General features: G+C 62.5%; 16 protein-coding genes and 4 pseudogenes. 4 read left to right on the top strand and 16 right to left on the bottom strand.

The window, feature by feature from the left end; genetic code table 11:
* Positions 1–67 precede the first annotated feature (67 nt).
* From HWX07_RS34310 to HWX07_RS34295, 4 genes are all read left to right on the top strand, one after another.
* Positions 68–1,018, top strand: coding sequence for a hypothetical protein (locus tag HWX07_RS34310; RefSeq protein ID WP_027810704.1), 951 nt, complete (start codon positions 68–70; stop codon positions 1,016–1,018).
* 57 nt (positions 1,019–1,075) lie between these two features.
* The gene (locus tag HWX07_RS34305; RefSeq protein WP_027810703.1) at positions 1,076–1,690 is read left to right on the top strand and encodes a class I SAM-dependent methyltransferase; all 615 of its coding nucleotides are present in this window, start codon (positions 1,076–1,078) and stop codon (positions 1,688–1,690) included.
* A gap of 325 nt (positions 1,691–2,015) precedes the next feature.
* Positions 2,016–2,690, top strand: a complete 675-nt coding sequence (locus tag HWX07_RS34300; protein WP_046544057.1) for a c-type cytochrome — start codon at positions 2,016–2,018, stop codon at positions 2,688–2,690.
* Positions 2,687–3,319, top strand: a complete 633-nt coding sequence (locus HWX07_RS34295) for a TlpA disulfide reductase family protein (RefSeq protein WP_027810701.1) — start codon at positions 2,687–2,689, stop codon at positions 3,317–3,319. Before HWX07_RS34300 ends, HWX07_RS34295 begins: the two co-directional genes overlap by 4 nt.
* A 462-nt stretch (positions 3,320–3,781) precedes the next feature.
* Here the strand turns inward: HWX07_RS34295 and HWX07_RS34290 are convergent, their stop codons facing one another.
* The 16 genes and pseudogenes from HWX07_RS34290 to HWX07_RS34215 all read right to left on the bottom strand — a co-directional run.
* A complete protein-coding gene (locus HWX07_RS34290; protein ID WP_027810700.1) occupies positions 3,782–4,219 on the bottom strand; it encodes a DUF411 domain-containing protein in 438 nt (145 codons plus the stop codon).
* Between the two features lie 52 nt (positions 4,220–4,271).
* Positions 4,272–4,781 (bottom strand): protein-disulfide reductase DsbD domain-containing protein, encoded by a 510-nt coding sequence (locus HWX07_RS34285; RefSeq protein WP_048985210.1) that lies wholly within the window; start codon positions 4,779–4,781, stop codon positions 4,272–4,274.
* Positions 4,782–4,795: 14 nt separating this feature from the next.
* Entirely contained in the window at positions 4,796–5,965 is a 1,170-nt protein-coding gene (locus HWX07_RS34280) for a cytochrome c biogenesis protein CcdA (protein ID WP_027810699.1), read from the bottom strand.
* Between the two features lie 13 nt (positions 5,966–5,978).
* Complete coding sequence (locus tag HWX07_RS34275) at positions 5,979–6,503, bottom strand: TlpA disulfide reductase family protein (RefSeq protein WP_027810698.1); 525 nt, start codon at positions 6,501–6,503, stop codon at positions 5,979–5,981.
* Between the two features lie 16 nt (positions 6,504–6,519).
* Positions 6,520–7,053: an SCO family protein gene (locus HWX07_RS34270; RefSeq protein ID WP_223274318.1), complete on the bottom strand. Its 534-nt coding sequence runs from the start codon at positions 7,051–7,053 to the stop codon at positions 6,520–6,522.
* A gap of 170 nt (positions 7,054–7,223) precedes the next feature.
* Positions 7,224–7,685: a cytochrome c gene (locus HWX07_RS34265; protein ID WP_034175753.1), complete on the bottom strand. Its 462-nt coding sequence runs from the start codon at positions 7,683–7,685 to the stop codon at positions 7,224–7,226.
* Positions 7,678–8,580: a hypothetical protein gene (locus HWX07_RS34260; RefSeq protein WP_143282323.1), complete on the bottom strand. Its 903-nt coding sequence runs from the start codon at positions 8,578–8,580 to the stop codon at positions 7,678–7,680. Before HWX07_RS34260 ends, HWX07_RS34265 begins: the two co-directional genes overlap by 8 nt.
* A 955-nt stretch (positions 8,581–9,535) precedes the next feature.
* Complete coding sequence (locus tag HWX07_RS34255; protein ID WP_027810695.1) at positions 9,536–10,186, bottom strand: DUF1109 domain-containing protein; 651 nt, start codon at positions 10,184–10,186, stop codon at positions 9,536–9,538.
* A 239-nt stretch (positions 10,187–10,425) separates the two neighbouring features.
* A complete protein-coding gene (locus HWX07_RS34250) occupies positions 10,426–10,647 on the bottom strand; it encodes a hypothetical protein (RefSeq protein ID WP_027810694.1) in 222 nt (73 codons plus the stop codon).
* Positions 10,648–10,726: 79 nt separating this feature from the next.
* Positions 10,727–11,521 (bottom strand): molybdopterin-dependent oxidoreductase, encoded by a 795-nt coding sequence (locus tag HWX07_RS34245; RefSeq protein ID WP_027810693.1) that lies wholly within the window; start codon positions 11,519–11,521, stop codon positions 10,727–10,729.
* Positions 11,522–11,525: 4 nt separating this feature from the next.
* On the bottom strand, positions 11,526–12,110 hold the full coding sequence (locus HWX07_RS34240; RefSeq protein ID WP_046544053.1) for a cytochrome b/b6 domain-containing protein: 585 nt from the start codon (positions 12,108–12,110) through the stop codon (positions 11,526–11,528).
* 389 nt (positions 12,111–12,499) lie between these two features.
* Positions 12,500–12,760, bottom strand: a pseudogene (locus HWX07_RS34235) (NrsF family protein); the annotation flags it as partial.
* Positions 12,761–13,012, bottom strand: a pseudogene (locus HWX07_RS34230) (sigma factor-like helix-turn-helix DNA-binding protein); the annotation flags it as partial.
* 75 nt (positions 13,013–13,087) lie between these two features.
* Positions 13,088–13,282: pseudogene (locus HWX07_RS34225) on the bottom strand (integrase core domain-containing protein); the annotation flags it as partial.
* Positions 13,283–13,321: 39 nt separating this feature from the next.
* Positions 13,322–14,590 (bottom strand): IS256 family transposase, encoded by a 1,269-nt coding sequence (locus tag HWX07_RS34220; RefSeq protein WP_080001177.1) that lies wholly within the window; start codon positions 14,588–14,590, stop codon positions 13,322–13,324.
* A 62-nt stretch (positions 14,591–14,652) separates the two neighbouring features.
* Positions 14,653–14,961 (bottom strand): annotated as a pseudogene (locus tag HWX07_RS34215) (DDE-type integrase/transposase/recombinase); the annotation flags it as partial.
* Positions 14,962–15,015: the final 54 nt, after the last annotated feature.

The raw sequence follows: 15,015 nt of genomic DNA, 5'->3' as shown, positions 1-15,015 counted from the left end.
CGCGTGAATGGCCGTTTCCCGACGGCGATGCGCAAGACAATGCAAACGCGAAGCGGGGAGATCGACGATGGAACGAACATACGGGATCGATGGCTTCACCCGACGCCGTTTCTTATGCGCACTGGCAGCGCTGGCCGGATACTACGGCGGCCCGGCTGCCGGCGCGTCCGAAGATCGATCGAACGGGCGTTATCAGATTTACGTCGACGATGTCGTTCCAAGACAGGGCGTCGACACGAGAGTCGCTTTTGGCGATGCGATTCATCGGCTGGTGGCAGCGGGCGTGATCGTCCCCGACAAATACCGCGCAGTGATTGGTGCGAAGGCGCGCCTTCCGGATTGGGTCGAGCACCTATTCGTCGGGCCGTCGTCGTCGCCGATCGTGTTCTCCGCCGAGAATGCGCCGTATCTGCTTCATTTGCTTTGGCCGCTCGGCTTGGCGACACGCGCCCGCTTCAACGAGCACAGCCCGATGCGAACGGTCCGGCTGCCATCATTTGCGAGCACGGGCGGCTGGACGCTCGGTCAGGCAAGCAACGGCTACGTCTATTTCGACCGGATCGACACGATGCGTCTGACGCCTGCGCAAGAAGCAATCGCTCTCGAGGTCGCGACGAACACCTATCGGCCATGCTGCGACAACTCGACTTTCTATCAGGACTGCAATCACGGCTCGGCTCTCCTTGGAATGATCGAGTTGGCTGCGTCGCAAGGTGCATCGGCTGACTTGGTGTTCCGGATCGCGCGGGTAGCGAATTCGTACTGGTTCACGTCCCAATATGCGATGACGTCGATGGTCTTTACGCATCTTCGCCAGCAAGCGTGGCATACGGTGTCGCCACGGCTCGTGCTGGGACAGGACTATTCGTCGTTGAGCGGGTGGCAACGGAATGTGGCCGACGTGCTGGAGCGGAAGAAGGTATCCGGGCCGCTACCGCAACAGGCGTCGGCATCGTGCGGCATGCCCGGCGACAACGCCGCGCGACTGGCCGCGCCGCATATCGTGCGACGGGAGTAAGACGTGAGCGCCGTCGCGTACCTTCGCCGAGTTCGGCGACATCGAAAGGGGCATTTGATGGGAATCTACAGTCGCTATATTTTTCCTCGGCTCTGCGATCTGGCGATGGGTCAGGCGATGCTGGTCCCGTACCGTGAGCGCGTCGTCGGAGGCGCAGCGGGACGCGTGCTCGAGGTCGGTTCGGGCTCGGGCCTGAATCTGCCGCTGTATCGCGAAGATGTACGCGGCGTATTCGCGCTGGAACCGTCGGCGGAACTGTTGAAGATGGCGAGCCGTCACGTCATGCAAGCTGGCGCGCCGGTCGATTTCCTGATGGCGTCTGCGGAATGCATTCCGCTTCCGGACCAGAGCATCGACACGGCGGTCAGCACCTGGACGCTGTGCTCGATTCCGGATGCCGATCGAGCGTTGCAGGAAATCCGGCGGGTGCTGACGCCCTCGGGGCGCTTGCTGTTCGTCGAGCATGGTCTTGCGCCGGAGCCCGGTGTGCGACGCTGGCAAGATCGGCTGACGCCCGCTTGGTGTTGCGTCAGCGGCGGCTGTCACTTGAACCGTCCGATCCGCTCGCTAATCGAGCGTGCAGGTTTCGGGTTCGACCAAATCGGTACCGGTTACGCGCCGGGACCCAGATGTTTCACGTATTTCTACGAGGGCGTTGCGCGGAAATGCTGAGATCGTGGCGTCGCGATATCGGACGTGACCGCGGCGCATGGTCGCGAACGATTGCCTTGCCAAATTCTTTCGATTTGACTGCGCCATTTGTGGCAGTTGGCGAGTTTTGGCATGCGTTCGACCCGCAGCTGTGTTCGCGGCCGCGTCAAGTGGAGGTCGTAATCGAACACCTTGGAATTTCACGCGGAAAGTGCCGCACGGGATAGAACGATGACGAGACGGATGGGGGGCACGATACAACCGCAGGACGCGGGCAGAGCTTCACCCGTCGCCGTTTTGCGTGCTGTCGCCGCAATTTGACCCGGTACCCAACTGGAGCCGTTCAATGATCTCGCCGCTTCGCCCCCCAACGATTCTGGCTACCCTGGTCACGTTTGCCTTCGGCGGTCCAGTTCGAGCAGAAGGCGATCTCATGCGCGGCGCGCAGGCGGCCCGCGAGTGCATGGCCTGCCACTCGTTCGCGCCGGGGCGACACATGACGGGGCCGAGCCTCGCCAACGTATGGGGCCGCAAGGCGGGCACAGCCGCTGGTTTCCAGCGCTATTCGGATGCGCTGAAACGGTCGGGCCTGGTTTGGGACAAAGAGCACCTGGATGCGTGGCTCAAGGACCCCGCGGCACGGGTTCCCGGCAACGCGATGGACTTTCCGGGCATTGCGGACGCGCGCACGCGGGCCGATCTGCTCGCTTATCTCGAGGCGGTTTCCGGCGGTCGTGTGTCGGTCCCGGACCAGGGCCTGCCGAACCTGAAGGCGGCAGGCGCGGCTTCGCAGCTGACCGCCATCCACTACTGCGGCGACACGTACCGCCTGTCGACGGCCGACGGAAAGCTACATACGTTCTGGGAGTTCAATCTGCGGTTCAAAACGGACGGCAGCGTCGACGGCCCGCGTCCGGGTACGCCCGTACTCGTTGGCACCGGCATGCGGGGTGACCGCGCCGCTGTGATTTTTTCGCGTCCGGAGGAAATCTCCGGATTTATTCGAAGGCAGTGCACATGAATCAACGCCGCCCTGACCGATCCGACGAACCCATCCCGCCAAGCGATACCGCAGAGCGGCATGACGGCGAGCGCAACTGGCGCATGTCGAGACGAGCGTGGCTTGCAATGCTGAGCGTCACGGGCCTGGCGGGTGCTGGCTTTGCTTACGGGAGCTGGTTTTCGGATGATATTGTAAACGGCGTTGTCATTCATCCGCGTCCACGCGAGCTCGGAACGCTGCGTTTCGCAGACGACAAGGGCACCGCGACAAGCCTGAGCGCGTTTCGTGGCCGAGTCGTGCTGCTGAACGTCTGGGCTACCTGGTGCCTTCCGTGCCGTGATGAGATGCCGACACTGGATCGTCTGCAGGCAGCGCTCGGCGGACCGAGTTTTGAAGTCGTCGCAGTTTCTCTTGACGCGGGCGGCTTGCCGGCGGTGCAGGCGTTCTTTCGCGAGATTGGCGTTAAACACCTGCGCCCATATCTCGATACCTTCCACGATGTCGCGGCTCTGGCCTCAACGGGCATACCGCTCACCTTGTTGATCGACCGCAACGGCCGCGAAGTGGGCCGCAAGCTGGGGCCTGCCACGTGGGACGATCCTCAAATGCTCCGACTGATCCGGCGTTATCTACCGGCCACGCCGTGAGCGAGCGGCCCCCCCGAATCGCACGCTCACATGAGGAGATCGAGATTTGGGTCTTTAACGCCACACCACCATGCCACGGCACTGCGATCGGGCGATCGCGCAATGCCATGCTGCTCCCTTATCGCGAGCGCGTCACGGGCAGCACGGAAAACGCCGGATTGGAGATCCGGGCCGGTTCCGGGCTGAATTTTCCCTTGTGAAAAAGGGGGCTCGGCGATACGCGCGAGCCCCGTAAAAGACGGTCGAGACCTGACAATCGATCACGGCAGGACAGCACCCTAATCGACTCTCCGGCCAGCACCGTCTGCGTGGACGTTGCGCCGCGGCGCTCTTGCACAGTGCGTCTTGTCGGGCAACCGCCTAGACCCGGCGCCGCAGCAGTAGCAGGGACACCGACAGCAAGACGTGGCATTCACGCATGCGCGCATGCTTCTGGACGTCGGTGCTGCGCCATCCTAGCCCTCAGAAGTTCGCAAAGACTGTGGGCGCTGGCCCTGGCTGCAATTCGTAGACGGTCAGCGGCCCTTTACGGGACCCCGGCATCCCCGGCGCGCCGGCCGGCATGCCCGGCAGGGCGATCCCCTTGATCGCCGGATGCTCGTTCAGCAGGCGCTTGACGAGATTCGCAGGGACGAGCCCTTCGACGACATAGCCGCCTACGATCGCCGTATGGCACCCTTCCAGGCTTTCAGGCACGCCGTATTGTTTCTTGATCGATACCAGGTTGGGCGTATTGATTGTCTCCACCTTGAAGCCATTCGCCGCGAGGTCTTTCGCCCATGCATCGCAGCACCCGCAATTCGGGTTCTTGTACATCTTCACGGGAATTTCAGCCGCCAGCGCGGACAATTGCACGCCGAGCGCGGCGATCATCAGCAGGCACATCTTGAGGTAACGCATGACAGGACTCCTTCGTCGTGAGGTGAGTGACTAAACAAACGAATGCTGCTGGTTACGTCGTGTCCATCGAAGCGACGACGTTCGCCGGGGGCAGGCAGATGCCCTGGGTGCTACAGGCCTGCACGTGCACCACGACACGGTAGCTCTTGAGGTTCGAGGGAGCCGTGAACGGGATGACCGTACCGTCTTCGTACACCTGAATGTCCTTGCCGTCGATCACGATCCCGCTGTTTCTACCGGGCGGATAAACGGCCTGCGCATCATGCGATGCGCCTTCGCCCTGAAGCGTTAGGGTCGTCGGAATGAGCGATTCGAGCGACGCGGGATTGGCGTTCACATGCCAGCCGGTGGCGATATGCAAGGTCAACTCGGCGTGGTGGTCACGTGCAGCGACGGAGGCGCTCACGTATCGAGACGAGTCAGCCATGCCGATCGCTTGCGAGTCGGTGACGGAGGGGAGGTGAGCGCGCGGGCCAGCCTCGATCCAGACGAAGGCCGCGGCGACGGCCAGCACGACGACGGCGGCCGACGCGGCGAGCACACGGTTGACATTCTTCTTCATCAAGGATTCTCCATTTACTTCAGCGCATTCAATGCGTCCACAAGGCTTCCGGCGGTGAACAGGCCGGAAAAGTGTTGTACCTCGCGCCCATCGCGATCGAGCACCGCAACGAACGGCAGCCCCACTCCGCCGTAGAAAGCAAGCAGGCGTTCGAGCGCGGGATCGGGTCGTGTGAGGTCGGCCTGAAACGGCACGACGCCGCGTCGGTGAATGGCCTCGGCAACGTTATCGGCCTGGTACACGCTGCGCTCAAGGACCTTGCAGTTGATGCACCATTGCGCAGTGAATTCCACGATGGCGGGGCGCCCGAGTACCGGCAGCATTGCCAAGTCGCGATCGTGCAGTGGTTGCCAGGCGATGCTGCGCGCCGCGGATGATCCGAAACCGGTGCTGACATTGACCATCACCGCTGTTACGACGCCGACGATGACGACCGCGCGGCGCGAACCGCGGTCTTTGCTGCGTACAAAGACTGCGCACGCCCATGCCAGCACGCCGAGACCAAATGCAAACCACAGCAGCGGTTCCCAGGCCGCAGGCAAGACACTGCGAACGAAGAAAATCGCCGCGCCGGACAGGATCCAGCTGAAACTCTGGCGCACTACGTCGGACCAGCCGCCGGCGCGCGGAAAACGCAGGAGCAGCGCAGGCCGGAGAATCAGAAGAGCGTAGGGCGACGCGAGCCCGACGCCGATTGACACGAAGAGCGCGACGATATTCGGTGCCGGCTGCGCGAGCGCGAATACGAGGACACCGCCCAGCAACGGTCCCGTGCACGGTGTCGACAGCAACGCACACACCAGGCCGGAAACGAAAGGCTCGAGAAACTTCACGCCATGCGCCGACGCGATCACGGCGGGCAGGCGCAGCCCACGCCAGCCGAAATTGGCGATCGCCAGCGCGAGCAGCAGCGCGCTCAACATGGTCAACACGATCCGCGATTGAAACAGGACGCCCCAATGCAAATGCAGCAGCGCCGTAGCCAATCCCAGCGCCGCAAAAAAAAGTACCGATCCGGCGGTAAACAGCGCGGCCGACATCGCGCGCGCGCTCAGCCGTTGCCCGGTTTCGCGCAGGATCGCGCGAACCTTGAGGGGGATGGCTGGCAGCACGCACGGCGTGAGATTGAGCAGGGCGCCGGCGCCGAACGCGAGCGGAATCTGAACGAAGAGCAGAGACAGCATGTCGGCACACTCATCAGGAAGCTTGCGCGAGCGCCTGCTCGATCAGATGATGCAGCGCGGGAAAGTCGGGCTCGCCGAGAATTCGTTTCAGGATCTCCCCCTTTTTGTCGACCACGAAAGTCGTGGGCGTCATGTTCACGTTGTCGAATTGCTGAGCGAGGCCGCCGTCCGAGTCCATTGCCACTTTGAAAGGAAGTCCGTGCGTACGGGTGTAGTTGACGACGTACACTGGCGGGTCGTACTTCATCGATACCGCGATGAAGTCGAATCCTTTCCCTTTGAACTTGTTGTACGTGTCAATCATCTGTGGCATTTCCTTGATGCAGGTCGCGCAACTTGTCGCCCAGAAATTGACCAGATATACCTTGCCGCGCAGGTCGGCCGTCGTCAGCTTCTGGCCCGACAGCAGGACGAAGGTCGCCTTCGGCACGGACTTCGTCGGAGCCAGTGCGAGGTATGCGGATACGAGAAGAGCGGCCGTTACCAGCGCGGCGGCGACCTTGCCGATTGAAAGCCTGAATCTGCGCGTCGCGGTCATGTCGGGCCTCATGATTTCATTCCAGCAATTGCCGTATGTCCGCCGCGAGTGTCGTGGCATCGGCACCGGTCTGCTCCAGCACGCGCACGGCGCCCTTTGTGTGGAACAGGAAGACATTGCCGTTATGCATAATGGTGTTATCGCTCGGTTCTCCGGATCGGCCGCCAAACACCTTCATCTGGCTGGTCGCGGTCTTCAGTTCCTCCGGCGTGCCGCGCAAGCCGAGAAAGCGCGGATCGAACGCGGATACCCACTGCCGTAGCACGGGCAAGGTGTCGTGCTCGGGATCGACAGTCACGAACAGTACCTGCACCTGACCGGCGTCCTTGCCGAGTTGCTGCATCGCCCGTCCAAGCTCCGCCATCGTCGTCGGACATACGTCCGGGCAGTGTGTGTACCCGAAGAACACCGCGACGACCTTTCCCCGGAAATCGGCCAGCGACCGCCGCCGGCCCGTATGGTCGGTCATTGTGACGGTCATCGTCAGTGGCGATGCGCTGATGTCCAAGCCCTTGAAGTCGGGCGTCCGACTGCACGCGACCAGCAGCATCGCGGCGGGCACGAGCGACAGGTAACGCAACGCGGTACGCCGGCCCGTGCACAACGGCTTGGCATGGGTCACTGGGGGCTTGCGAAACTGCATATACGATCCTTTATGGTGGCGCGTGACTGGCGGCTGTCGGATTGCGTCAGCGGGCGAACAGGTTCGGGAGGCCGGTGTCATTGCCGAGCCTCCGGCGGAAACGATGCGTCGCGACTCTCGGACCGCTGGAATGCGCGTTGTTCAGGTGTCCACATCGTCTTCAGATATTCGATCACGCTGCGAATCTCGATCGGCGTCAGCGTGGCGCCAAAGGGCGGCATGGTCAGCCGCTCGGTCTTGTTGAACGGATCGCGCCAACCGTCGTGGACGAGCTTGTACAACATGCCATCGGCGTGCTTCCACGTGTGTCCCTTTGCGTTGTGCGGGGGCGCGGGCATCTCGCCCAATGCATCGGGTTGCTGCCAGTTCGGTGCACCTTCACCGTGTGGCCCGTGGCACGACGCGCAGTTTTGCTGGTATATCGTCAGGCCGGCCTTAAGCAAGTCGAACCTGTGCGGCGATGCCGAGGTATCGCCGGCATGCGCGAGCGGCGCCAGCGTGAGCAGCGCGGCGAACGCGGCGGGTGTCGGCTTAGCCATCGAGGCGCTCCCATGTTCCTGCGTGATCTGCGCGGCGAAAGAGCGCGCCGTCGCCAGCCGCGTACAGCACCCCGTCCGGGGTGACTAGCAGAGCGGTGATCGCCGGGCCGGGCGCGGCCAGATGCGTCCATTGCTCGCCGCCGTCCCGGCTCAGCAGGAGTTCCTTGCCCAAAGCCGCGTAGATCTGCTGCGGTTCGCGTGGATCGTAGGTGACCGCATCCACTTTGCCGGTCAGCCCGCCGGCCTTGCGCCAGCCGCAGAAGCAGTCCATCGACCGGCTGACGCCGTTCGAGGTCGCGGCCAACAGCCAGCCGGTCTGCATGCTGCCGGGCATGTTCGAGTGAACAAGACGCAGGATCGTGGCTCGCGGTCCGGCATCCATCAGGCGCCAATCCCGTCCGTCCTTCTGGCTCCGGAAAATTCCACGCCCGGCCACATAGGCGTAAACCGTATCGGCCTGATCGGCATGCGTGGCAAGGGCCTCGACGGTACGGCTGGGCAGTCCCGCGTTGGTCGATTGCCAGCTTTGACCGTCGTTGTCGCTACGAAGGACGCCCAGACCGGGCCCGCCGACGTACAGCAGGCCCGGTCGCCGCGCCGACGTCGCGATGGCCAAGACGCGGCCATGCGTTTGCGGCAGCGCGATTCGATTCCAATGCCGCCCGTCGTCGACGCTCCGGTAGAGCGCATCGACGGTAGCTTTCAGCAGCACATGGTGGGACGCGTCGATCCCGAGCGCGACGATCGGGCTTCGCGCGGCCGTCGTCAGCGCATCCGCGCTGGCATCGTGCAGCGCGAGCAAGCCAGTGAACAGGACAACAACCACGCTCAGCGCGTGTGCTGGCAAGTTGCACCGTCCGAAGATTCTGCGCTTGCCGTCTTTTTTGGGTTTCATTGAAGTCTCCAAGACAAACGACTCCCGTTTGCCGACGATTTCCGGTCAATCCGTTCGTCCGCACCGCAACCGCGCCCGCCGGCCCTCAGCCGACGGACGGGACACAATTCAGCGCGCAGGCTTCAATCCCACACGCGGGATAGGCGGCGAAATCCGTCTTTTCCGCAGTGGTATGGCGGACGGAGCGGTGCGTCGTCGAAGGCGGCAATCGGCCAACGGACTAATCGCGCAGTGCGACGAAACGACACCGTCGTGCTGCGGACGCGAAGGAAAATCAGCCGAGACTGGGAGGACGCAGCAGCGTCCGCGGGAAGTCCTGCAGGATGAAATGCGAGGGGAGGTGGGGATAGCGGAACCGCTGATATTGAGAATCAGGGAGACTGGAATCCGCTTGGAGTACCGGCATGGTGGGACTGCACACCGTAGCAGCCTTGCACGGCTTGCCCATCAACGCATGCTGGCTGGCGTCCGCTGGCAAGCAATCGGCGGTGGCTGCCACCGTTCCCGTTGCCATCGCCGAACCTTCCGCGCATTCCCCCGACGCTGACAATGCCGCTCCCGCCTGTCCCAGGAAGGCCAGACAAACGAACAGCGAAAGGAGAAGGCGGACTGCAGCGGTCATACAAGGGGGGACGGACGCCCCGGCAATGGCGCAAGCATGACGAAGACTATATCAAAGTATTCGCGCTGATCGGCAACATTGAATTGAACGTTGCGTGAGAAGGCGGCCGAAGTTCGATCATCCGTCCACCGCTGCTTGCGCAGTGCATCGCAGCAATTTCCGCATGATGCCGGCGTATCGGCACGCGGCTGCGTCGCCCCGGGCGGTCCCGGATGGGTTTCACGCGTCAGGGGCACGCGAGCTGATCGCTGAATCGACGTGTCAGGTGGGGTGGCGGCGACGACTCCACGTCCGCGTTCGCGCCCCGGGAGTGGCGATGACAAGCGTAGCTCGTCATCGCTGCGGCGCGAGCCACCCCAACAGCCGTGGCCCATACCAGGCACTGAGCACGAGGAGGAGAGCTGTAACGCCGAAATTCCACAGGAGAACCATCACCGTTGCGTCGAGCGGATGGAGTAGTGACAGCGCTATCGTTGTCACGGCCGAACGGAGACCGCCCATTATCGCTACGGGCACCGGCGCGAAGCGCGCTGCGTGGCGCAGCATCGCAAGCATCAGTAGTGACAGCGGCGTGCCGGTGAGGGTCAGCGTGGCGAAGCAGCGCGCGGTTTCCCCGGCGGATATACCGTCCGGCCCAATTTTGATCCAATTGGTGAGGCACCCGTAACCGATGGTAGCTATCCACACGGCGAGTGCGGGCGCGGGAAGCAGCAACCACCGCCGTGAGCGGCCCGGAACGCTGACGATGAAAGCGGCCACCGCGGCGAGAACGCCGGTGGTTGCTGCTGCCACGCCGGTGACGAAAGTGGGCTGACCCAGCTTATTCATCAAGTCCGGCCGCACCCCGTGTTCGAGTGCCACCAGCGTCAATATCAGGGCTGCAAACGCCAGCCAGCATGCCGCCCGCAGCGTAGGCGGCAGCAGGCGTCGAACCGGTTTTGCCTCGGCGACCAGCGATTCGATCAGATCCTGGGTAGATGTCATGCTTCGCCTCCCCGCTTTCCGCTCGGCTGACGCTGATTGTGCCGCGCCCGGTGTGTCGCAGACCTTCGGCGTGGCCGTCGGGATCCCGCTGGCCACCGCAGCTTCCCATGCTAACGACGCTTCGTCGCATTTCCAGTGATCCGGATCGCATCCCACTGCGCCTCCGTCACGCGCTCATCCGGTCGAAGAGCCTCCGGCACCTGCAGCACTATGCAGTGCGACTCTTCTGGCTCAGAGGGCTAGTAGCCCTTCGCGCCGGAGGCGTGGTTCCCCATCCCGCTGTCTTGCTTTTTCATCATTTTCTTTTGATGCTTCATCGGTGTCTTGGCCATCGTCCCGCTGGCAGCCAGCGTTTCGGACGACATCGCATTGTTACTCATCACGCCGCTCGCTTGTGCAAACGTTGCACCGCCCGCCATCAATAGGCCAGCGGAACATGCAGCAATGATCAAGTTCTTCATTTTGCGCTCCTTGTTCATTACTTGATTCCGACGGATCGCCGGCTGCGTCGAGGGCGCCCGCTACGCGTTCCTTCGCGCCTCAGGAGCCGCCGAACCAACTGTACCCTTGGTCTTCCCAGTAACCGCCAGGGTACGTATTTGTGACGAACATCTCCATAATGTGCTTCGGGTTTTTGTAGCCGAGCTTTGTCGGCATCCGCAGCTTCATCGGAAAGCCGTATTCGGGCGGCAGCGTCTTGCCGTCGTACTGAAACGTCAGCAGTGTCTGGGAGTGCAGCGCCGTCGCCATGTCGATACTTCCGTAATAGTCATCCGCACATTTGAAGCCGACATACTTTGCCGACGTGTCCGCACCGATCCGCTGCAGGAATTCGCGGAAAGGCGTCCCGCCCCAGCGGCCAATCGCGCTCCATCCTTCCACGCAAATGTGACGCGTGATCTGTTCGGCATGCGGCAGTGCGTACAGCTCCGGTAGCGTCCAAGTGCGCTTTCCGGTCACAAGGCCGCCAATCTGCAGCCGGTAGTTCGAGCCGTCCACGTCGGGCACCTCGTCTATTCCGTAATACGCATTGAACGGAAACGGCCGCGTGATTTGCGCTTCGGTGTAAGTCGGCGCCAGCCGGGTCGGGTCGAACAGCCACGCCTGCACGCGGTCGTTCATCCGCGACACCCGCATCAGGAAGGCGTTGACCGATTGGTCGTCGGTGAGGCTGCAGCCCGTCAGCATCGCGAGGCCGCCGAGCGTCAGCGCGCGCTGGGTGAAGAGGCGCCGCGACGGCAGCGCCAGTTCGCGTTGCGCGTCTTTCAGGATCGACTTGCGATCGAGCGACGGGCTGACAGGAAAACTGATCTTCTGCCTAATGGACATCGCAATCTCCTCAGCGTCCGCGGATCATCGTCAGCAGCGAGCGGGGCACCACGGCGACCATCGCGACATGCACCACGACGAACGCTACCAGCACGGCCATCGCGCAGAAATGGACGATGCGCGCGGACTCGTAACCGCCCATCAATTCCCGAAGCAGCGGGAACTGCACTGATTTCCAGAGCACTATCCCGGACAGCACCAGTACGATCAAGTCGATGATCGCAATCAGGTAGGCGAGTTTCTGCACCGCGTTGTAGTTGTGCAAATCGTCGTGATGCAGCTTCCCAGCCAGCGCTCGCATGAGATCGCGCAGCACGGCCACCGGCGCCAGCGGAAAGAATTTACGAAAGAGGCGCCCGGTCACGAGGTTCAGCACGAGATAGACGATGCCGTTGAAAACCAATACCCACATCGCCGCGAAATGCCATTGCAGCGCGCCGGCGAGCCACCCGCCCAGCGTAATGTCCGGCGAAAACATGAATCCTTTGAAGATCGGCGACGCATCATAGATGCGCCAGCCGGACAGCACCATCACGATCGCGGCGAGTGCGTTCACCCAGTGCGTGATGCGTAGCCAGATCGGATGAATCGCCATGATCGCCTCTCTTAACCGCACACCGTCAGAGCGGTCGCCTGCAGCTCGCCGCTGTCCCTTGCGCCCATGCGTGACGGTGACGATGCCGCATGTATCAGATTGTAGATTTAGCTGGTACTGCCGACCGCGATTTTCTGGCACATTTCGACGGCTGCACGACGTGCAGCTCCGCCGCCCGTCAGCCACGAGCGTCTTGCCGCCGCTTTCGTCTGCTTGAACCGGCTGCAAGACCCGCTCGTCGCCGAAGTACCGGCACGCTCCGCGTCGACCAACACTTGAGACCGTGTCCGACCATCCTGTTATGTCGAGATTCGACGTTGGCGTGCTTGCGAAGAAGGTTCGTGGCAATTGCGGCGTCGCAAGAAGGAGAGCGAAATCCCATCCGCTAATCACTCGCCCGCTCCGACCCAACGGAACAGCCGCGCGCCGTACGACGCGCTCGCGATCAACAGGACGATTATCAGCCCGACGTTCCACGCGAGAATCATCATCGTGGCGTCGAGCGGATGATAGAGCGATAGCGCGACCGCCGTCATCGCGGAGACGGCAACGCTTCCCGCCATGACCACGGGCACCGGCGCGAGACGTGCGGCATGGCGCAGCATGATCAGCAGTGTCAACGAAAGCGGCACACCGGTGAGCACGAGCGTGACCCCTCGATGGACCGCGACCTCCAGGGCGGCAACCGTCATGCCGCTCGCGACGGCCGCTTCCTTCAACGACATTTCCTCGAGTTTGAGCGTCCGGATCGCGTCGCGCTGGCCCTGTGGTAACCGGGAGGGCGCGTCGCGCAGCACCCGCGAATCGGCTGCCTCCTCCATAAGATTCGCTCCGTGGCCGGCCAAGGTTTCGTGGTCGGGGTCGAGCGACATCTCGCGTGATGCCGCACGGCCCCGGCGACGTTGTATCAGGCAGGCAGAGGTGGCTCCGTACGTTCGGACAGTCGTTTCGCGATTTAAAGTGGAAGCCGCTGATCGTTAAGCTGCCGTTTTGATCGCAGGCAGCATCGCGAAGTAAGCCTCGTCCGGCGTCCGGTCGGTCAGACTGGAATGAGGCCGTTGCCGGTTGTACCACGTCATGTAAGCGGCGATCGACTCGCGGGCCTGGCTCACCGATTCATACGGTTTTAAATATACCTATTCATATTTCACACTCCGCCATAGCCGCTGAACCTGTCCGCATTTTTGTGGGCGAGGCGGTTGAACAACAGGTTATCCACGCGCCTGCGTGAATCGCTCGCCGAACAGGATAGCAAACTGGTTCATCGCTGATTTCCAGTCGAAGGCGGCCCGCACGGTCTTGGCCAGCACGTTGCGCAGCGCCAGCCAGAGCAGCTTGATCGCCGCCTCGTCATTGGGGAAGTGACCACGGGTCTTGATGATCTTGCGCAGTTGCATGTTCAGACTTTCAATGGCATTCGTTGTGTACACGACCCGTCGAATCTCCGGCGGAAACACGAAGAACGGTATGACGTGCTCCCAGGCGCGCTGCCACGATTGCACGATGGTCGGATATTTCTCGCCCCACGGGCCGTCGGCGAAGTCCTGTAACGCCTGCCTTGCCGCCTCTTCGCTAGCGGCTGCGTAGATCGGGCGCAGGGCTGTGGCGAGCGCCTTACGGTCCTTGTAGCTGGCGTACTCGAGGCTGTTGCGGATCAGATGCACGATGCAGGTCTGAACGGTTGTCCGCGGATAGGCTGCACTGATGGCCTCGGTCAGCCCCTTCAGGCCATCGACCACGGCGATCAGGATGTCCTGGCAGCCGCGCGTCTTGAGTTCGTTGAACACCTTGAGCCAGAACTTGGCGCCCTCGGTCTGCTCGATCCAGAGGCCCAGCACGTCGCGCTGGCCGTCGGCCTGGATGCCCAAGGCCAGATAGACGGCCTTGTTGCTGACCACGCCGTCGTCGCGGATCTTGACCCGCAGCGCATCGAAGAACACCACCGGGTACATTGGCTCGAGCGGGCGGTTCTGCCAGCTCAGCGCCTCGGCCATCACCTCGTCGGTGACCGAGCTGATGAAGTCGGGCGACACTTCGGTGCCGTAGTGCTCGGCCAGAAACCCTTGAATCTCGCGCACACTCATGCCGCGGGCGTACATCGCGATGATGCGTTCGTCGAAGCCGGTGAAGCGGCGCTCGTGCTTGGGAATCAGAATCGGCTCGAAGCTGCCGTCGCGATCGCGGGGGACTTCGACCCGAACCGGGCCACGATCGGTGATGACCGTCTTGCCGCTGGCGCCGTTGCGCTCGTTGGCTTGCCCGGTAGGCTTGGACTGGCCGGACGGGTAGCCCAAATGCAGATTCATCTCGGCGCCCATTGCGCGTTCGATGATCGCTTTGTTGAACGCCAGCATCAGATCCTGGACCTCGGTCGGCGTCATCGGCCCCTTGACCAGTTGGTCCAGCAGTTCCTTGGGCAACTCAGGCAGCGGCCCGCGGGCCGCTGCCTGACGCGCTACGGTTTGTCTTTTCTTCTTCATCGGCATATCCATGGCTTTTACACCTCATGATATGCCCCGCCCACAAAATGACGGATAGGTCCTAGCCGCTCGACGAACACATTGTCGCGCCAACTGCCCTTGCCATCCATCGACAGCCGGACGCCTTTGCCGAGCACCATCTCAGTGAACGCGTCGCTGGTGAATTGGCTACCCTGATCGGTATTGACGATTTCCGGCTGCCCATACCTCGCGAACGCCTCTTCCAGCACGGCGACGGCATGCTCGGCTTCGAGCGTGATGGCTACCCGGTGCGCGAGCACACGGCGGCTTGCCCAGTCGACGACTGCCGTCAGATAGACGAAGCCGCGCGCCATCGGAACGTACGTCGTGTCGAGTGCCCAGACCTTGCTTTCGATGATCGCCTTCAAGATGACTTCGCCGGAGGCTTACACTGAGACTGACTC

Source organism: Burkholderia sp. BCC0097, assembly GCF_902832985.1.
GTDB classification, from domain to species: Bacteria; Pseudomonadota; Gammaproteobacteria; order Burkholderiales; family Burkholderiaceae; genus Burkholderia; species Burkholderia orbicola.
Note: the sequence above shows the minus strand (reverse complement) of the source record. Positions and strands in the feature narration are given on the sequence as shown.

Bases quoted from the DNA above. Each gene is read 5' to 3' on its own strand.
- HWX07_RS34220 (WP_080001177.1), bottom strand. From the start codon at position 14,590: ATGAAGAAGAAAAGACAAACCGTAGCGCGTCAGGCAGCGGCCCGCGGG.
- HWX07_RS34285 (WP_048985210.1), bottom strand. From the start codon at position 4,781: ATGAAGAAGAATGTCAACCGTGTGCTCGCCGCGTCGGCCGCCGTCGTC.
- HWX07_RS34250 (WP_027810694.1), bottom strand. From the start codon at position 10,647: ATGAAGAACTTGATCATTGCTGCATGTTCCGCTGGCCTATTGATGGCG.
- HWX07_RS34270 (WP_223274318.1), bottom strand. From the start codon at position 7,053: ATGCTGCTGGTCGCGTGCAGTCGGACGCCCGACTTCAAGGGCTTGGAC.
- HWX07_RS34275 (WP_027810698.1), bottom strand. From the start codon at position 6,503: ATGACCGCGACGCGCAGATTCAGGCTTTCAATCGGCAAGGTCGCCGCC.
- HWX07_RS34300 (WP_046544057.1), top strand. From the start codon at position 2,016: ATGATCTCGCCGCTTCGCCCCCCAACGATTCTGGCTACCCTGGTCACG.
- HWX07_RS34255 (WP_027810695.1), bottom strand. From the start codon at position 10,186: ATGACATCTACCCAGGATCTGATCGAATCGCTGGTCGCCGAGGCAAAA.
- HWX07_RS34260 (WP_143282323.1), bottom strand. From the start codon at position 8,580: ATGAAACCCAAAAAAGACGGCAAGCGCAGAATCTTCGGACGGTGCAAC.
- HWX07_RS34305 (WP_027810703.1), top strand. From the start codon at position 1,076: ATGGGAATCTACAGTCGCTATATTTTTCCTCGGCTCTGCGATCTGGCG.
- HWX07_RS34295 (WP_027810701.1), top strand. From the start codon at position 2,687: ATGAATCAACGCCGCCCTGACCGATCCGACGAACCCATCCCGCCAAGC.
- HWX07_RS34280 (WP_027810699.1), bottom strand. From the start codon at position 5,965: ATGCTGTCTCTGCTCTTCGTTCAGATTCCGCTCGCGTTCGGCGCCGGC.
- HWX07_RS34265 (WP_034175753.1), bottom strand. From the start codon at position 7,685: ATGGCTAAGCCGACACCCGCCGCGTTCGCCGCGCTGCTCACGCTGGCG.
- HWX07_RS34290 (WP_027810700.1), bottom strand. From the start codon at position 4,219: ATGCGTTACCTCAAGATGTGCCTGCTGATGATCGCCGCGCTCGGCGTG.
- HWX07_RS34310 (WP_027810704.1), top strand. From the start codon at position 68: ATGGAACGAACATACGGGATCGATGGCTTCACCCGACGCCGTTTCTTA.
- HWX07_RS34240 (WP_046544053.1), bottom strand. From the start codon at position 12,110: ATGGCGATTCATCCGATCTGGCTACGCATCACGCACTGGGTGAACGCA.